This window comes from Hymenobacter terrigena (genome assembly GCF_054776515.1).
In genome coordinates this window covers 3,397-4,962 of sequence record NZ_BAAHBU010000008.1, presented here as the reverse complement: position 1 = coordinate 4,962, position 1,566 = coordinate 3,397, and the positions used below count along the sequence as shown (strand labels likewise).

The window sequence follows — 1,566 nt, the reverse complement described above, 5'->3', positions numbered from 1 at the left end:
GCACTCGACATCAGCCCATCTTCGGATGGGTGTAGAAACATTTTACAATGGAGAGTTTGATCTTGGCTCAGGATGAACGCTAGCGGCAGGCCTAATACATGCAAGTCGAACGGTGGTAGCAATACCATAGTGGCGCACGGGTGCGTAACGCGTAACCAACCTACCCGAATCTGGGGGATAGCCCGCCGAAAGGCGGATTAATACCGCATAACACTGCAGCCTGGCATCAGGTAACAGTTAAAGATTTATTGGATTCGGATGGGGTTGCGTGCCATTAGCTAGTTGGCGGGGTAACGGCCCACCAAGGCGACGATGGCTAGGGGAGCTGAGAGGCTGGTCCCCCACACGGGCACTGAGATACGGGCCCGACTCCTACGGGAGGCAGCAGTAGGGAATATTGGGCAATGGCCGAGAGGCTGACCCAGCCATGCCGCGTGCAGGATGAAGGCTTTCTGAGTCGTAAACTGCTTTTGCCAGGGAAGAAAAAGGGGGATGCGTCCTCCACTGACGGTACCTGGTGAATAAGCACCGGCTAACTCCGTGCCAGCAGCCGCGGTAATACGGAGGGTGCAAGCGTTGTCCGGATTTATTGGGTTTAAAGGGTGCGTAGGCGGCCGCTTAAGTCTGGGGTGAAAGCCCGTTGCTCAACAACGGAACTGCCCTGGAAACTGGTCGGCTTGAGTACAGACGAGGGTGGCGGAATGGATGCTGTAGCGGTGAAATGCATAGATAGCATCCAGAACCCCGATTGCGAAGGCAGCTGCCTAGACTGTAACTGACGCTGAGGCACGAAAGCGTGGGGAGCGAACAGGATTAGATACCCTGGTAGTCCACGCCGTAAACGATGGATACTCGCTGGTGGCGATAGACGGTCACTGGCTTAGCGAAAGCGTTAAGTATCCCACCTGGGGAGTACGCCCGCAAGGGTGAAACTCAAAAGAATTGACGGGGGCCCGCACAAGTGGTGGAGCATGTGGTTTAATTCGATGATACGCGAGGAACCTTACCTAGGCTAGAATGCGCGTGACCGCCTCAGAGATGAGGCTTTCCTTCGGGACACAAAGCAAGGTGCTGCATGGCCGTCGTCAGCTCGTGCCGTGAGGTGTTGGGTTAAGTCCCGCAACGAGCGCAACCCCTATGGTCAGTTGCCAGCACGTAATGGTGGGGACTCTGGCCAGACTGCCTGCGCAAGCAGTGAGGAAGGCGGGGACGACGTCAGGTCATCATGGCCCTTACGCCTAGGGCTACACACGTGCTACAATGGACGGTACAGCGGGTTGCCAACCAGCGATGGTGCGCCAATCCCGAAAAGCCGTTCTCAGTTCGGATCGGAGTCTGCAACTCGACTCCGTGAAGCTGGAATCACTAGTAATCGCGTATCAGCAATGACGCGGTGAATACGTTCCCGGGCCTTGTACACACCGCCCGTCAAGCCATGAAAGTCTGGTAGACCTGAAGCCGGTGCTCCGCAACGAAGCCGGTTAGGGTAGAACAGGTAATTAGGGCTAAGTCGTAACAAGGTAGCCGTACCGGAAGGTGCGGCTGGATCACCTCCTTTCTGGAGCG

The 1,566-nt window shown here is 56.3% G+C and carries 1 rRNA gene; it reads left to right on the top strand.

Annotated elements, in window-relative coordinates:
- Window positions 1–44: 44 nt before the first annotated feature.
- Window positions 45–1,558, top strand: a 16S ribosomal RNA gene (locus tag ACYU7Q_RS21810).
- Window positions 1,559–1,566: the final 8 nt, after the last annotated feature.